At 70.5% G+C, this 16,952-nt stretch carries 7 protein-coding genes; 6 read left to right on the forward strand and 1 reads right to left on the reverse strand.

Annotated elements, in window-relative coordinates:
• Positions 1 to 2 precede the first annotated feature (2 nt).
• The 3 genes from flhB to LWF15_RS02840 all read left to right on the forward strand — a co-directional run bounded on the left by flhB (position 3) and on the right by LWF15_RS02840 (position 6,809).
• Positions 3 to 1,172, forward strand: coding sequence for a flagellar biosynthesis protein FlhB (gene flhB, locus LWF15_RS02830; RefSeq protein WP_232808737.1), 1,170 nt, complete (start codon positions 3 to 5; stop codon positions 1,170 to 1,172).
• A 279-nt stretch (positions 1,173 to 1,451) separates the two neighbouring features.
• Positions 1,452 to 6,125, forward strand: a complete 4,674-nt coding sequence (locus LWF15_RS02835) for a beta strand repeat-containing protein (protein ID WP_232808738.1) — start codon at positions 1,452 to 1,454, stop codon at positions 6,123 to 6,125.
• A gap of 36 nt (positions 6,126 to 6,161) precedes the next feature.
• On the forward strand, positions 6,162 to 6,809 hold the full coding sequence (locus LWF15_RS02840; RefSeq protein WP_232808739.1) for a sortase: 648 nt from the start codon (positions 6,162 to 6,164) through the stop codon (positions 6,807 to 6,809).
• A 13-nt stretch (positions 6,810 to 6,822) separates the two neighbouring features.
• On the opposite strand, the gene LWF15_RS02845 is transcribed toward LWF15_RS02840, so the two are convergent.
• Positions 6,823 to 6,981 carry a hypothetical protein gene (locus LWF15_RS02845; protein WP_232808740.1) on the reverse strand — a complete coding sequence of 53 codons (159 nt, stop codon included), beginning with the start codon at positions 6,979 to 6,981 and terminating at the stop codon, positions 6,823 to 6,825.
• Positions 6,982 to 7,492: 511 nt separating this feature from the next.
• Here LWF15_RS02845 and LWF15_RS02850 point away from each other — a divergent pair.
• Genes LWF15_RS02850 through LWF15_RS02860 form a run of 3 tightly spaced genes read left to right on the forward strand, consistent with a single transcriptional unit; the run spans position 7,493 to position 16,951 of the window.
• Positions 7,493 to 9,571, forward strand: a complete 2,079-nt coding sequence (locus tag LWF15_RS02850; protein ID WP_232808741.1) for a flagellar biosynthesis protein FlhA — start codon at positions 7,493 to 7,495, stop codon at positions 9,569 to 9,571.
• Entirely contained in the window at positions 9,555 to 16,661 is a 7,107-nt protein-coding gene (locus LWF15_RS02855) for a hypothetical protein (RefSeq protein WP_232808742.1), read from the forward strand. Before LWF15_RS02850 ends, LWF15_RS02855 begins: the two co-directional genes overlap by 17 nt.
• Positions 16,658 to 16,951 carry a hypothetical protein gene (locus LWF15_RS02860; protein WP_232808743.1) on the forward strand — a complete coding sequence of 98 codons (294 nt, stop codon included), beginning with the start codon at positions 16,658 to 16,660 and terminating at the stop codon, positions 16,949 to 16,951. Before LWF15_RS02855 ends, LWF15_RS02860 begins: the two co-directional genes overlap by 4 nt.
• Position 16,952 lies beyond the last annotated feature (1 nt).

Consider the following 16,952-nt stretch of genomic DNA (forward strand, 5'->3'; position numbering starts at 1 on the left):
ACATGGCCGGTGACAAGGACGGCAAGACCGAGAAGCCGACCGAGAAGAAGATCAAGGACGCCCGTAAGGAAGGGCAGTTCCCCCGCTCCCAGGACTTCGGCACCTGGGCCTCGCTGGCCGCGGCGGTCGCGGTGATGCCGTTCAGCGTGGACCTGACCAACGAGCGGGTCCGGGCGATGCTGACCGACCTGCCGGCGATCGCCAGGGACCCGAGCCTGCCCCGGGCCTACGAGGTGATGAACCAGATCCCGATGGCGGTGCTGATCGGGGCCGCCCCGATGTGCCTGGCCTCGATGCTGACCGCCTTCGTGGCCACCGCCATGCAGGGCTTCTATCCCAGCGCGAAGGTGCTGCAACCGAAGTTCAGCCGGATGAACCCGTTACAGGGCCTGAAGCGGATGTTCGGGATGAAGGCGGCCTGGGAGGCCCTGAAGGCCTTGCTGAAGGTGGTCGTCCTGGCCACCGTGGTCTGGATCATCGGCCAGGACCTGGTCGCCCAGCTGATCGGCCAGGGCATCCTGCCGCTGATGGCCACGGCCGAGATGGCCGCCGCCGACATCCGCAAGCTGGTCTTCGTGGCAGCCGGCTCGGGTCTGGTGCTGGCCATGGCCGACTACTTCTACCAGCGTCACGATGTCATGAAGCAGCTCATGATGACGCCGAAGGACATCAAGGACGAGTACAAGCAGCAAGAGGGCGACCCGATGCTGAAGGGGGCGATCCGGCAGAAGCAGATGGCCATGTCCCGCAACCGGATGATGGCCGAGGTGGGCGACGCGAACGTCGTGCTGACCAACCCGACGCACCTGGCGATCGCCCTGAAGTACGAGTCCGGCAAGGGCGCCCCGAAGGTGGTGGCCAAGGGGTCGGGCTCGGTCGCGGCCGCGATCCGGCAGCTCGCCAAGGAGCACCGGGTCCCCGTGGTGGAGGACAAGCCCCTGGCCCGCGCCCTGTTCCGGGTCTGCGAGATCGGCGAGGAGATCCCGGCCGAGCTGTACATGGCGGTCGCCCGGATCCTGGCGTTCGTGATGCAGGCCGGCAAGCCCGGCCGCAATGCCGCAACCCGGAAACCGCCTACCAAGATCCCGGTTCCGGACGTCCTGCCCACCCGGGCCGAGCTCAATGCACGCCGCCGTCGGGAGATCAGCGAGGCGCGCCGAGCGCCGCGCTGATTCTTCCCCGGCCGCAAGGCAAGTCCCCCGTCTGTGCGGCGTAAACCACCACCCCGGGGCAATTTCACCGCTTCTCGCGTAGATCTTTTTGAACACGCCGCGAGTAATCCCAAGCATGTAATTACAGCGCTACCTAGAGTGCCCGATCGACCGGGATCGAGAGGGTCCTGGCTATCAGGTAGCGGGGGCGCCTCAATGCGTGTCTTGACACGGAACAGTACGAACCCAGGCGGGGGGCCGCTTTTCGGCGGTCCCGTCCGTTTCCGCCGCAGACGAGGGGTGGCGCAGGTCGTGGCCGGCCTGCTCGTCGCCGGTGGAGGACTGCCGGCCGCGGCCGCCTCGGCATCGGCCGCACCCGAGGCGGCTGTCTCCTCGGCGGTGGGGAAGCCGTCGAAAGACAGCGAAAAAGACTCCAAGGTAAGCAAGAAGGACATCAAGGCGGCCGCCGACGGCTCCACCGCCGCCTCGTCCTACGGCGTCTTCGCCAACGTGTCGCTGCTCGGAGCAGTCGGCATCGGCACCGGGCAGACGCCGAAGTCGGACTGGCCGGCCGGGCCCGCGCAGGCCACCACGGCCAAGGTCGCGGTCACCGGACTGCTCTCCACCGGTGCGGTGACCACCACCGCCGAGGGTGACGACCTGAAGGACACCGCCAAGGCGACGAGTTCGGTCGCCGGGCTGGGCACCGGCACCGGCCTGCAGGGCCTGCAGGCGGTGACCGCCGACGTGATCGGCTCCAGCTGCCTCGGCGACGCCGGTGGCGTCACCGCCACCACCACCGTGACCGGCCTGAAGCTGAACGGCGTCCTGAACACGTCGGTCCCCGCCAACCCGGCCCCGAACACGGTCATCGACATCCTGGGTCTGGGCAAGCTGCACCTGAACGAGCAGACCCGCACCACCACCGGGGGGAAGACCCGGCTCGCCACCAACGCGCTGCGGCTGCAGCTGCTGGGCGGCGCGCTCAGCGCGGTCGGCCAGGGTGACGTGATCGTCGGCCACACCGAGTGCCTGACCACCGACGCCGTGACCCCCACGGCCGGCAGCCTCACGCCGACCAGCGGCCCGGCCAACGGCGGCACCGAGGTCCGGATCACCGGTAGCGGCTTCCGCGGCGCCACCGGCGTCCGTTTCGGCGCCAAGACCGCCGGTTTCACCATCGACAGCCCGACCCAGATCACCGCGATCGCCCCGGACGGCACCGGTTCGGTCAACGTCCAGGTGATCACCCCGGCCGGGACCGGCACCGCCTCCGGGCAGTACACCTACGTGGCGGCCCCGGCGGTCACCGGGGTCAGCCCGGCGACCGGCCCACCGGGAGGCGGCACCACGGTGACGATCTCGGGCAGCGGCTTCTCCAGCGGCTCGACGGTCAAGTTCGGCACCGCCGACGCCACCGGGGTCACGGTCAACAGCCCGACCTCGATCACCGCCACGGCCCCGGCCGGCACCGGTAGCCAGTTCGTCACGGTGACCAACTCGGGCGGCACCTCGGCCCAGACCAACGACGCCGTGTTCAGCTACGTCGGGGTTCCCACGGTCGGCTCGATCACGCCCGGCCGGGGCCCGGTCGCCGGTGGTACCGCGGTCTCCCTGAGCGGTACCAACTTCACCAACGCCAGTGTCGTGCTGGTCGACGGAACCCCGGTTCCGACCACCTACGACAGCTCGACCGGACTGAGCTTCGTCACCCCGCAGCACGCCGCCGGCACCGCCACGATCACCGTGCGCACCGGTTCGGGGGGCGGCGCGGTGGCCGGCACCGGCAGCGCGACCTTTACCTACGGCAGCCCGACGGTCTCCAACCTGGCCCCGGGCAACGGCTCGATCCTGGGCGGCACGTCGGTGACGGTCACCGGGACCAACCTCGACCAGGTCACCTCGGTGGACGTGGGCAACGCGGCGGGCACCATCACCGCCCAGTCGAACGACGGCACCAGCCTGACCTTCACCACGCCGGCCAACCTGAGCGTGGGCACCGTGACGGTCACGCTCAACGGCCCCGGCTCGACCACCACCAACGCCGGCCCGTTCGCCTACCAGCTCGCCGGCCTGCCGCCGATCGCGGTGACGATGAACCCGTCCACCGGCCCGATCGCCGGCGGCACCCCGGTCACCATCACCAGCCTCAACCTGGTCGGGACCCCGATCGGGGTGGACTTCGGGGGCGTGCCGGGGACGAACTTCTCCTGGGACGGGCTCACCATCTCGGTGACCTCGCCGCAGACCACCAACCCCGGTGACGTGGGTGTGGCCATCCGCTACAGCGGCGGGGTCACCCAGAGCATCGTGGCCAACACCTTCACCTACACGGCCGCGGCCGCGTCGGTCGGGTCGCTCAGCCCCAGCGCGGGCCCGGCGACCGGTGGCACCACGGTCACGGTCACGGGTTCCGGCTTCACCCCCAGCTCCATCGTCTTCGTGGACGGTATGCCGGTGGTGACGACCTTCGTCAACTCGACCACCGTGCGCTTCACCTCGCCGCTGCACGCAGCCGGCGCGGCCCCGATCACGGTGCGCACGGGCGGTGTCACGAGCAACGCGGTGAACTTCACCTACGCCGCCGTCCCGCTCAACGTCGTGGCCCTGCCGCTGACCGGCCCGACCACCGGCGGCACGGCGGTCACCCTCTCCGGTCTCGGCCTGGGTGACGTGGACTCGCTGGTGATCGGGGGCAACACCGTGAACGCGGGCTCCTTCACCAGCCAGAGCAGCAGCCAGATCGTGTTCGCCACCCCGGCCCACGCGGCCGGCATCGTGACCGTCACGCTGCAGGGCGACTTCGGCACCAGCCTGCTGCCGAGCCTGTTCGTCTACGCCGCGGCCGCACCCAGCATCACCTCGGTCACTCCCTCCTCGGGCCCGCTGCAGGGTGGCTTCGACGCCACGCTGACCGGCACCGGCTTCGACAGCACCCTGGCCGTCCTGGTCGGGGGTCTGCCGGCGACCAACATCAGCGTCAACGGCGCCGGTACCTCCGCCACCTTCCGGGTGCCGGCCGGTCTGGTGGCCGGGGCGACCAGCATCCTGGTGACCACCACCGGGGGCACCGACACCGTTCCCTTCACCTACACCGCCTTCGACGGGCAGATCACCGGTATCTCGCCGCTGACCGGCCCGACCACCGGCGGCACCCAGGTGACGATCACCGGTACCGACTTCGCCGGGGCGACCGGGGTCGAGTTCGGCGGCACGCCGGGCACGTCCTTCAACGTCAACGGCCCGGGCACCCAGATCACGGTGAACACCCCGGCCAAGGCCGCCGGCGTGGTCTCCGTGGTGATCACCAGCCCGAGCGGGAACAGCACCAGCACGTCGCTGTTCACCTATCTCCCGGTGAACCTCGGCCCGACCGTCACCACCATGTCCCCGGCCGTCGGGCCGGTGGCCGGCGGCACCCAGGTCGCCGTCTACGGCACCGGTTTCCTCGGCGCCACCGGAGTGACCTTCGGGGGTACCGCGGGCGCCAACCTGACGGTGCTGAACAGCACCACGCTGCTGGTGGACGCTCCCGCCCACGCGGCCGGAGTGGTCGACGTCATCGTGACCACACTGGTCGGCAGCAGCACCGCCAACGACGGCTCGAAGTTCACCTACGTGGCCGCGAACAGCGTCCCCGTGGTCGACTCGATGACGCCGCGCAGCGGCCCGACCGTGGGCGGCACCACGATCCTGTTCCGCGGCCTGGGGCTGCAGGGCGTCGACCGGGTGACCTTCGACGGCCAGGCGGCCACCGACCTGAACGTCGTCGACGACACCACGCTGTCGGTGCGGACGCCGGCCCACCCGGCCGGTGGGGTCGCCGTGGTGCTGCGCAACGCCAACGGCAGCAGCCGCAGCTATCTCTTCACCTACGTGCCGCTCTCCGGGCTGCCGACGGTGTCGAGCCTGACCCCGAACGTGGGCCCGGCCGCCGGTGGCACCGAGGTCACGATCATCGGCACCGGGTTCGACCAGAACACCACCGTCTCCTTCGACGGGGCCGAGGGCACCGACCTGGAGCTCGGCCCGGACGTGGACGACCCGGCGACCGGGCTGGACACGGCCCGGTCGGCAGGCAGCCTGAAGCAGGCCACCCGGGACAAGGACATGCGGGTCCGGGCCTTCCGCCCGGCCCTGGCCGAGAAGGCCGTCGGCGAGTGGAAGGCCGCGGCGTCGAACATGCTGCGGGTGACCACCCCGGCGCACCCGGGTGGGCCGACCACGGTGACGGTCACCAACTCGGCCGGCTCGATCAGCTTCGTCCAGTCGTTCACCTTCATCCCGGTGCTGGCGGCCACCGCCACGATCAACACCAACGTGGCGCTCGGGGCCAGCAAGCGGGTCACCCCGCAGGGCCCGTCGTACTCGGGCATCGAGGTCACCAGCTGCAGCACGCCCGACGGTCTGGGCTCGGTGCGGATCGCGGACGACGGCCGGGCCTGCGTCTACCGCGCCGCCGACCGGGTCGGCAACGACCGGTTCGTGATGTCGGTGATCGACGACCTGAACCAGGTCTCGCAGCAGACCGTCAACGTCACGGTCGTCGCCGAAGGCGGCGGGGGCACCGGCGGAGGCGGCGGTAACGACACCGGCGGGGGCGGCGGCAACAGCGACGGCGGCGACGGTGACGGCGGCGGCACCGGCGGCGGGGGCGGCAACGACTCCGGCGAGGGTGACGGGGACGGCACCGGGGGCAGCGGCGGCAACGACACCGGGGGCGGCCTGGCCTTCACCGGTACCCCGCTCCTGCTGGTGCCCGGCCTGGTCCTCGGTCTGGTCCTGGTGCTGATCGGTACCGGTCTGCTGGGCGCCGAGCGCTTCCGGATCCGCCGGGGCGGCAGCTACCGGCAGCCGACCACCGACGAGGACGGGCGGCAGCTGATGCCGGCCGGTCTCTTCGGCCCCGACCCGGTCTCCCGCCCGGAGCCCGGCCAGGACAGCGATAAATCCTCACCTGACGACGCGGCGTAACCAGCCGCTGACCAACAGATCCGAGAAGATGGAGGAGTGAAGTTCCTGAGGCGGGCCCGCGGATCGCGGGTCCGCCTCATCGGTTTGGTGACGCTGGTGGTCGGGGCCCTGCTCACGGCCGGTGTCGGAGGCGGCTGGTGGTGGACCAACCGACAGGCCCGCACCACCGCGCACAGCCTCGCCGACCGCGCGACCCAGGCGTTCACGTCCCCGGTCGAGAAGGGCACCGGTACCGCGGTGGTCCCGAAGGGAGTGGCCGGGCCGGTGGTGGCGGTGGTCAAGATCCCGAAACTGGGCGCGGACTGGCGGATGCCGGTGGAGCAGGGCACCGGGACCGAGGTTCTACGGCAGGGCCTGGGCCTGTACGAGGGCAGTCCTGAGCCCGGCCGCCGCGGCAACGTGGGCATCGCCGGGCACCGCACCACCTGGGGTGCACCGTTCCGGGAGATCAACACGCTGGCCGACGGCGACCTGATCCGGGTCTGGACGGCCCGGGGCCGGTTCGACTACGAGGTGGTCGGCGAGGGGGTCACCGATCCCGCGGACGTCTCGGTGATCCAGCAGCGCACGGCGAAGGGGCAGGCCATGCTCACGCTGACCACCTGCCACCCGGAGTTCTCGGCCACCGAGCGGCTCTACGTACACGCCGTACTGGTGGGCAGTCGGCCCGCAGCCCGGGCCTGAACCCTCCGCCGGATCAGCTGACCGTCGAGTCCGGAGCCGGGACGGAGGTTGCCGGGCCCGGGAGCTCGGCCGGCGTACTTCGGGGCATGAGCCCGTTCTCGGCCTTGGCCAGGCCGATGATCAGCAGGGTGAGCACGGGAAAGACCGCGATCGCGGCGATTACGACTGACATTCGGCACCTCCGCCGGAGGGCAGTGCGACTCACGAACAGAAACAGGTACAGCTGTCGGACACCTGGGGAACCGCACACGCCGGTGTGCGCGGACGTGCCCTGCCGAAGGCCGAACAGAGCATAGTTCGCCCCGTTTCGGGATGGATCGCGGCCCGCTGCAGACCAAAGTACGCCGCATCGGACGATCGGCACGTCTGGACGGTCGCTCACCGCGCGAACCTGCTGAAAGAACCGTGCCGCAGCGACTTTGACAGCTGATGGACACCAGGCAACCGGGCGGTGATACCTGGTCGCGGCACCGGCGGCGCAGATTCGCCCCTTCGGCACAGCGCCGAGGGGCCCGGCCCCGCCCCGCCGTCCCCCGATCGGCTCAAGTCCCGTACGGCCACCGCCGATGTGAGCATCAGCCACGGATGGCCGAACCGCGGGACCACGGATTCACGCTCACTCACGAGCGACGACCCGCCCCCTCACAGTCTCGTCGACTGCACTGCTGTCGGAGGTCGCCCCCGTGCCGTCCAACCGGATGACCAAGATCGCCATCCCTGTGGCGATCGTGATCGTCGTCCTCATGATGGTCGTGCCGCTGCCGGCCTTCCTCCTGGACATCCTGATCGCCCTGAACATCGGCATCAGCCTGGTCGTCCTGCTGGTCGCGCTGCAGGTGAAGCGCGTGCTGGACTTCGCCATCTTCCCCACCGTGGTGCTGGTGGCCACCATCTTCCGGCTGGCGCTGAACGTCAGCTCGACCCGGCTGGTGCTGCGCGACGGTTTCGCCGGTCACGTGATCGAGGCGTTCGGCCACATCGTGATCGGGTCCAACCTGATCATCGGTCTGGTCATCTTCGCGATCCTGATCATCATCCAGCTCACCGTGGTCACCAACGGTGCGGCCCGGGTCGCCGAGGTCGGCGCCCGGTTCACCCTCGACGCCATGCCGGGCAAGCAGATGGCGATCGACGCCGACCTGAACTCCGGCCTGATCGACGAGGACACCGCCCGCCAGCGACGCAAGGACGTGGCGGCCGAGGCGGACTTCTACGGGGCCATGGACGGTGGCACCAAGTTCGTCAAGGGCGACGCCATGGCCGCGGTGATCATCACCCTGGTCAACCTGATCGGTGGCTTCGCGATCGGCATGCTGCAGCTGGGGATGCCGGCCGGTGAGGCCGTCCAGAAGTACAGCCTCCTGACCGTCGGTGACGGCCTGGTCTCGCAGATCCCGGCGCTGCTGATGTCGGTGGCCACCGGCGTGATCGTGACCCGCTCGACCGGGGCCGGCGACGTCGGCAGCGACCTGATCGGGCAGCTCGGCCGCAACCGCCAGGCGCTGATGATCGGCGGTGGGTCGATGATCGCCCTCTGCCTGATCCCGGGCATGCCCAAGCTGCCCTTCCTGATCGTCGGTGCGCTGGTGCTGCTGATGGCCTTCCGCGCCAACGACGACTCGATGAACGACGAGGGCACCGACACCCCGGCCGCCTCCGGCGCCATCGCCATGCCCTCGGGCCAGGTCCCGCTGCCGGCCGGCGGCGGCACCGGCGACCCGGTCACCGACTCGCTCCGGGTCGACCCGCTGGAACTGCTGCTCTCCCCCGACGCCGTCGACCTGGTCGACACCGCCCGCGGCGGGGACCTCCTCGACCGGGTCCGGGCCCTGCGCCGCAAGACCGCCCTCGACCTGGGCCTGGTCCTGCCGCCGGTGCGTACTCGGGACGGCGCGATGCTGGCGCCGGGCACCTACGAGATCCGGATCGGCGGCAGCAGCGTGGCCACCGGCGAGGCCCCGCCCGGGCACCTGCTGGCGATCGGCGACTCGATGGACGGCCTGCCCGGACGGCACACCACCGAGCCGGTGTTCGGCCTGCCCGCGGTCTGGGTCCCGATCGAGTACCGCGCCTCGGCCGAGCTGGCCGGCGCCACCATCGTGGAACGCGCGGCCGTGGTCACCACCCACCTCGCCGAGATGGTCCGGCAGAACGCCTCCCGGCTGCTCAGCCTGGACGACACCCGGGACCTGCTCGAGGTGCTCAAGAACGACCGGCCCGCCGCGGTGGAGGAACTCGTGCCCGCCGTGCTGCCGCTCTCGGCGGTGCAGCGCCTGCTGCAGGGGCTGCTCGACGAGCAGGTCTCGATCCGCGACCTCGGCCGGGTGCTGGAGGGGGTGGGCCAGCGGGCCCGCACCTCGAACGACCCCGACGCCCTGCTCGAGGCCGCCCGGGCCGCCCTCGGCCCGGCCCTGGCCGTGCAGTACGTCCGGGACGGCGTGCTGCGGGCGATCACCCTGGAACCGTCGGTCGAGACCTCGATCGGCGAGGCGCTGCGGGCCAGCGAGCAGGGTGTGGTGATCGCCCTCGACCCGGTCCAGGCCCAGCGCCTGGTCTCGGACATCTCGGCCCTCCAGACCGCGGCCGAGCAGCGCGGCGAACTGCCGGTGCTGCTGATCTCCGGCCCGTTGCGGCTGCCGATGCGGCGTCTGCTGCGCGGTTCGCTGCCCCAGCTTCCCGTCATCGCCTTCACCGAGGCGACCGGCATTCACCAGATCGAGACCGTCGGACAGGTGAGTAGTAGTCATGAATTTGCTTCTTGAAGGTGACGACCTCGAGGCCCTGCTGATCCGGGCACGCCGCGAGGGGGGCCCGTTCGCCCGGATCGTCCGGGCCGAGAAAGTGCGCCGGGGCGGTGTAATGGGGTTCTTCGCGAAGGAGGCCTTCGAGGTCGCCGTCGAGGTACCGGGCGGGCTGAACGCTCTGGACGACGACGAGGAACTGGCGCTCCCGGCCTCCGCGACCCCTGCGGCCGCCGAAGCCCCCGCCGCTCGGCCTGCCACTCCCCGCGCAACTTCCCGCGCAACTTCCCGGGCGACTTCACGGGCAGTGTCGGCGCGATCTGGCGCCCGGGGCCTGCGCTCGCTCACCCAGCGCGCCGGGAACAAGCGCACAGACGAGGACGAGCGCGGTTCGATCGAGCAGGCCGCCGCGCTGGCGATGGCCCGGCAGGCAGCGTTCGAGGCGGCCATGGCCTCCGACGAGCGTGCCCCCGTCCAGGACGCCCCTGGCCAGAATGCCCTCGGACAGGCGGATTCCCGCTCCCGCCGCGGGCCGTCATTCGACCCCTACGGGCAGGACGAGGTCCGCGAGACCCTGGACCTGGCCGCCATCCTCAACGCCGGCGGTTACCCCGGGGCTCGCCCCACGGTCAGCCCCGACGCCGTACGCAACCTCGGTGGCGGCCGCCCGGGCGACCCACGGATCCCAGCCGATTCGGGCCTCCCCCTGTCGATGCCCCTCCACCGCGCGGCTCAGGCTCAGCACGGGCCGGACAACATGGAGTGGGACGAGAGTGAGTGGGGAGAGTGGGACGGCTCAGTCGCGGAGCAGCAGGATTTCGAACAAAGGACGCTCGCGGAGACTGAGCGCGACGCGGACGCCCTGAACGTCCCTGAGGCCGTCCGTCAAGCTGCGGCACGCGTAGAGGCCGAGGAGGCCTCCCAGCAGGCCGCAGCACCCGCAGAGGCCGGCGAAGCTTTCCAGCACGCGGAGGCCGAGGAGACCACCCAGCAGGCCACAGTCCAAGCGGAAGCCGAAGAGGCCGCCCAGCACGCCGCAGCCCAAGCAGAAGCCGAGGAAGCCACCCGTCAGGCTGCCCAGGAGGCCGAGGAGGAAGAGGCCGCTCGCCGGGTCGCAGCGGAACGTGAGGCCCGGATCGCGGCGCGGGCGGAGGAACTGCGGGCCGAGCGAGCAGCCAAGGCCGCCCGGACCACCAAGGCGAAGGCCAGGACCACCCGGGCCACCACTCGCAAGCAGGCGGCCAAGGCGAAGACCAGCACCGCTGAGCCCAGCCCTGAGCCCGAGCCCGGTGTCGAGCCCACCAAAGCAGAAACGCCCACCTCCGAGCTCGCTCTCCAGAACACCCCTGAGCCCGCCCCCGATCTCCCCCAGGAACCGGAGTCCGCCGACAACGTCACCGTCGTGGACACCGTCCCGAGCAAGGTCGCCGAGACCGCCAGCGAAGACGCCCACCCGGCCACCCCGATCATCCCGAACACAGCTGCAACCACCGAGACAGAACTCATCGACGGCGCCACCGTCGCCTCCTTCCACCCCGAGCCCACCCCAGCCGTCTCGAAGACTCCGACGATCGAGCTGCCGGCAACCCCTGAGTCCGCCGACAGCGCCGCCCAGTCCGTCGCCGAAGATGCTCCGGCCGAGACCCCCGCACCGAAGACCCGGCGCCGCGCCCGCAAGGCGGCCCATCGTGCACCGAAGGCGAAGAAGCCGGCCGACACACCCGCGGTCAAGCGGATCGAGATCCCCGAGCCTCCGGCTGAGGACATCAAGTCTCCCCTGCCCGCCTCCACCGACGACCTGGACTTCAGCGGGCTACGTCCCGCCTGGGCCCGCGGCCGGAGCCCACGCACCGAAGCCCCCCGGAAGCGGGCCATTCCGGCCGATCTGGGACTCCCGGCCAGCCGCCGCAGTCCCCGCCCGACGCAGACGCCAGGCGCTCTGATGACCCACGCCCTCCCGGGCATCCGGGTGGAGATGTCCACGCAGACTCCGTCCGGGGGACAGCAGACCGAAGCCGACGGCCCGGGTCCGCTCAACAACGGTGAGGTTCCTTCCGATCCATCGACGGTGAGGGACATTCCGAAACTTCTCCCGCTCCCGCCCAAGGCCCGCTCCGGCGGTGCCGGGCGCGACCAGGCGGGCGACTCCCCGGGGACGCCCTCAGACCCGCAGCCCGGCCAGGAAAAAGCCCAGGAGAACACCCAAGACGCCCAGTCGTCGGGCAGTGTTCCCATGGCGCCCGACCTCACGCCTGCGGCCTCCCCTGCGTCGAACGACATTTCCGGCACCTCGGATGCCGAGGCCGAACTGATCGCCAAGTGGGCCGACCCGACCGGGCCGAGCACACCCAGTACCGGCATGCCCAGCACGGGCACACCGAGTCTGGCCACCCCGAGCACAGGTACACCGGGTCTGGCTCCGAGCGATCCGCCGGCCGTGAGCGAGACCGAGGACGATGTGGTGTCGCGCTGGGCTGCCACCCCGCCGATTCCCTCGCCCTCCAAGGCGCCCGAAACACCCCAGAAAACGCCCAGCCTCGCACCCGTGACGGCCCCGATTCCCACCCTCCAGGCCATTGCTCCCGCATCGCCGACCGAGGCGCCCCAGCCGCTGCCCCCGGCCCAGCTCGAATCGGCCGATGGCCGTCCTCAGGGACCCGCGCAGAACCCAGGATTCGGACAGAACCAGAGCCTTGGACAGGGTCAGACATCCGAGCAGAGCCAGGACCTCGGTCATATCGGAAGTTCGCTACAGTCAGAGGGTTCTGAGCAGCCGTTGAGTCTCGGCCAATCTGAGCCTTCTGGCCAATCTGAGAATTCGAGCCCATCTGCAAGTTTCGGCCAGTTCCCTGGCTTCGGCCAGACTGCGGGTTCCGGTCGGCCTGAAGATTCTGACCAGCCTGCGTCCGGAACAACCACTCAAACTCCCGCCCTGGCACCCCCCAGCGCCTTCGCCCCGAGCGAGCCCATCAACTCCAGCGCCGCTGACGCCCCCGCCACCTTCGGCCAAGGCGAGGCCACGCCCACGTTCGGCCAGGGCAGCACCACGCCCACGTTCGGCCACAGCGACGCAACGCCCACCCTCGCCCAGGGCGACATCGCACCCACCTTCGGCCAGAACACCACCGCACCCGCGTTCGGTGAAGGCAACGCCACGCCCAGTTTCGGTCAGAGCGACGCCACCCCAGCTCTCGGTGACTCCATGCCCAGCTTCGGCCAAGGCAACGCCACACCGACCTTGAGCCAGGGCCACGACGCGCCCACACTCGGCCAGGGCAATGCCGCGCCCACCTTCAGTCACACCGACACCACCCCCACATTCGGCCAGCACAACTCCACGCCCACGTCCCCCCAGGGCGACCCCACCGCCACCTTCGGCCAGAACCCCACCGCGCCGGCATTCGGCCAGGGCGAATTCACCAGCACCTTCGGACAGGCCGAAAACCCTTCAGCCTCCGAACACCCCGAATCCACAACCACTCTGGCAACCTCGGCGCCCGGCGCACCCACCGATGCTCCGACGTCCAGCCCCTACGCCTCCCCCGAGGAAGCAATTGCAGCCCAGTGGGCAGCACCGATGCCGGGGCAGGGCGACACCACGATCACTTCCCCCTGGTCCACACCCGCAACAGCCGAAAACGCCCCAGCGACCGGCGGTGAAGGTCAGGCACAGCAGTGGTCAGCGCCCGCATTCGGCAGCGACACCGCAACGGCACCAGCGATCGGCTCGGCTGCCCCTCACCCGTCATCCGAGCTTGACGAGCTGGCTGCCACAGCTCCGCGGGCCACCACGGTCCTACCCAAGGGCAAGGCTCGTCGCTCGAAGAAGAACATGCCCAACCAAAGGACGTCCGCGGAGACCAATCCCGCATCAGTCCAGTCCGTCGTGCCTCCAGTCACCGGCCAGGCCACGCCTGCCGCAAATGAATCGTCCACAGGAAGTTCCGCCACTGATACCACCAATCGTGCGCTGGGTCAGGCACCTTCGACCGGCGCCACCGGAACGTCTGCAGAAGGCACCCCTCCGGCACCGATTTCCGCAGCCCGGGCCGAGGCGGACACTCCTCCGGAAGGTGGCTTCAAGCTGTTCGGCGTGCGCTTCGGCGGCAAGAAGAAGGGCAAGGGCAAAGACGAAACCAAGGACGAGTCGGTCGCCCCGGTGACTTCGATCAGTCCGGCAGTGGGCGACGAAGCAACGAAGTCGTCCGAGGGCAGCGGCGTCCCGGACGCGCCGAAGATCGAGGCGTCCAGCGCAGCGGCCGCCGACGAGCCCCCCGCATGGGAGACCATGGCCGCGCGGGCCAGTTCAGCCGCAACCGCCGGGGAGGTCGCAGCTGCCCAGGCCGTAATGAGTGCCAGTGCAGCGAGCGCGACTTCCGACTCCGCAGGCCAGTCAAATGCTGACCTTGGCACCTCGACAGCCGGCGCTGCTTCTCCCGCCGAGACTCAGCCGAGCGACACCACGCACACCCCCGGCGACGCCACGCCGGCCTGGGCCATCCCGTCCGAATCAGGTGCGGCCACACACCCGCCAGCTGACACTCCCCGGGCCACCCCGTCCGAGGCAAACGCAGCCACACACCCGCCGACCGACACTCCCTGGGCCACCCCCACCGAGGCAGACGCAACCACACACCCACCGGCCGACGCTCCCTGGGCCACCCCGTCCGAGGCAAACGCAACCGCACACCCGCCGACTGACACCCCCTGGGCCATGCCTACCGAGGCAAACGCAGCCACACACCCATCGGCCGACGCTCCCTGGGCGACGCCTACCGAAGCAGGCACAGCCACACACGCATCGGCCGACACCCCCTGGACCACGCCTACCGAAGCAGGCGCAACCACACACCAACCGGCCAACACCCCCTGGACCACGCCTACCGAAGCAGGCGCAACCACACACCAACCGGCCAACACCCCCTGGACCGCCCCCACCGAAGCAGACGCAGCCACACATCCACCGGCCAACACCCCCTCGGCCACCCCCACCGAAGCAGACGCAACCACACACCCGCCGACCGACACCCCTTGGGCCCCGCCTACCGAGGCAGGCGCAAGCATTCCCCTGACGAGCGAACCTGCCCCCGCGTCCCAGACCGAGTCCGGAGTCGCTACCGGAGTCGCGGCCGAAACCGCTGCCGAAACCGCCCCCAGCACCGAGGCCGGCCCTACCCCTGCCCTCGAAAGCGCCTCCTCAGGGTCCGATCTGCCGGCAGCTGCTCTCGAGACACCCTCACTTGCGATGCCCGTCCTCGCACCGCCCTCGTCAGAGACGCCCGCCTTCACAGCTCCTTCTCCCGAGACCACTGGAGCCACCGAAACCAGCACGGACGCCAACGCCACCGAACACGCCGAAAGCAACAAGCCCACCGAGACAACCGGGCCCACCGAGACAACCGAGCTCACCAAGACAACCGGGCCCACCGAGACGAACGGGCCCACCGAGACGATCGGGCTCACCGAAGGCCTGCCCACCCAACGCACGGCCAGCCCCAGCGACAACCTCACAGCAGCACTCGCCGAGGACACAGCCACAACCAACGGGGCCATCACCGAGCCCTCAACCACCGTGCCCTCAACCACCGAGGCCGCCACGACCGGGCCCGCAACCACCACAACCGGACCCGCAGCCAGCGAGCCTGCAACCGCCAGCACCGCAGCAGCCCCCCTGGCCGGTCCCGAGCCCACCAGCGCAGCCGAAGACATCCAGGCCAAGTGGGCCGAAGTCATGGTGGCCGAGCGCGAGACCCCACCCGAACCAGAAGCCGCACCCGAGAATGCTTTCAGCGCGTCCTTGAGCTCGGAGATGAGTGCTTCCCCCGTCGTCCCCGCCCAGCCCGGAGCACCGGCCCCGGAAAACACCGGGCCAGAAAACACAGGGCCGGAGAACACAGCCGCGGGAACCACCTCACCCTGGGCCACGCCCACGAGCACCAGCCCGGAGTGGGCTCCCCCGGCCACCCCAGCCGCGCCGGCCACCGACTCCAGCAGCGGGACGTCAGGCTGGGCATCCCCTGCCGACCTCCTGGCCCGCTGGTCCGACCCCAGCGCCACGCAAACCGAGACCACCGAGCCGGAACCGGTGACCACCTGGGCCTTCAAGCCGGACACCGAACCCAAGCCCGACCCCCTGACCGCGACCGAGACCACGTCGGGCGTCGTCCCGAACATGGAAGCCCCGGTCACACCCGGCTTCCCAGTGACCGAGTCGCCGTTCCTGCACGAACCGCCCCTCCCCGTGCCGAATGCCCCGCTCTCCCTGACCGACTTCCTGACCAGCCACGCCACCACCAACCCGACAACGGACAAAACCCCTGCACCCGACCACACCGAGACGGATGCTCCCGGCGCTTCAGGCGCACCGACGTCCTCAATCTCAGAAACTAATTCCCCTACAACCGACTTCGACCACGCCCTGGACTTCGAACAGGTCCGGGCCGGCGTCCAGGCCGGGCTGGAGACCGCCGAGGCGATCGCCAACGGCCTCGCCCTGGCCGCCGACAAGATGCACCTGAACAGCCTGGGCGTGCCCACCGACTGGACCGCCAACCTGCAGCCCGGCGACCGGTTCATGGCGGTGGTGCAGATGCTCGGCGAGATGCCCGAACCCGAGATCGCCTACGACGTAGCGGTGATCGCGGTGATCGGCCCGCCGGACGTGATCGGGCTGGAAGCCGCCCGCACCGCACTCGACCTTCCGCATGAGGGCGGTCCGCGACCGGTGGTCACGGTTCCCCTCGAGGTCGGGCCCGAACGTCTGGAGGCGGTCGATCGGGTGGCCGCCACCCGTCCGGTGGTGGTCAGTGTCCCAGTCCCGGCCCTGACCCCAGAAACCGGGAAGATTCGTGAGGTCCTGCAGGACGTGCAGGCGGAGGCGGTGATCGCAGTGCTCGACGGCACCAGGTCGATCGAGGAGAACCAGCGCTGGCTGGAGTCTTTGGGCAAGGTCGACGCGGTGGCCCTGGACGGAGCGTTCGAGTCCGGTGAACCGGCCGCGGCCCTCCAGCTGGGCCTGCCGGTGGTCCGGCTGGACGGGATCGCCGTCGACCGGGTCGGCTGGGCCGCGCTGCTGTGCACCCAGCTCGCGGTGGGTGGCGCGACCTCGTGAACCCACTGCTGGTCGGCTGCGCGATCGCGGCCGTGCTGGCCGGCCCGTCGCTGTACTCCCAGTACGCCGGCGGCGGGCTCGACGCCGTGACCGCACTCACCCGCTGGCTGATCGTGGCCGTCGTCTGCTCGGTCGGAGCCGCGCTGATCATGAACCTGATCAGTCGGTACGAGCGGGAGTGGGAGGAGAAGGACGCGGAGGAGGCCCGGGAGGCGGCCCAGGCGGCGGCCGAGGCCGAGGCCAAACGCGCGGCGGAGGCCCAGACCCGGCGGGCCGGTCAGAACACCTGAC

The sequence above is a fragment of the Kineosporia rhizophila genome, assembly GCF_021277265.1.
GTDB classification, from domain to species: Bacteria; Actinomycetota; Actinomycetes; order Actinomycetales; family Kineosporiaceae; genus Kineosporia; species Kineosporia rhizophila.

Excerpts from the sequence above, each read along its gene's own strand:
- flhB (WP_232808737.1), top strand. The coding sequence starts at position 3 with ATGGCCGGTGACAAGGACGGCAAGACCGAGAAGCCGACCGAGAAGAAG.
- LWF15_RS02845 (WP_232808740.1), bottom strand. The coding sequence starts at position 6,981 with ATGTCAGTCGTAATCGCCGCGATCGCGGTCTTTCCCGTGCTCACCCTG.
- LWF15_RS02855 (WP_232808742.1), top strand. The coding sequence starts at position 9,555 with ATGAATTTGCTTCTTGAAGGTGACGACCTCGAGGCCCTGCTGATCCGG.